The organism is Methyloparacoccus murrellii (assembly GCF_054657115.1).
In genome coordinates, this window is sequence record NZ_BAAHXD010000146.1 from 1 (window position 1) to 263 (window position 263).

General features: G+C 60.8%; 1 pseudogene. It reads right to left on the reverse strand.

The annotated features are described in order from the left end of the window. Positions 1-263: pseudogene (locus ACYQ1H_RS15665) on the reverse strand (hypothetical protein); the annotation flags it as partial.

Here is a 263-nt window from a genome sequence, read left to right on the forward strand (position 1 = left end):
TCTTCGATGTCGCCTCGGGCCCGTTCGAATCGCTCCGGATCGCGTTTTTTTTCAAGCTGTAGCGCGTACGCTTCCACACGTAGCCCAGTTGCTTCAATTCCAGGCGCAAGGTGGTCCGACCGATGACAACCTGGTATTCACGCTCCAGGCGCGTCAGCAATTCCCGCGACGACAACGCTTCACTCTCCACCCACGTTCCCAACTGCTGGCGGTGCTCGTCCGTCAGCTTGCTCGGTGCCCCGCTGCGCGGTCGATCCGGCAAA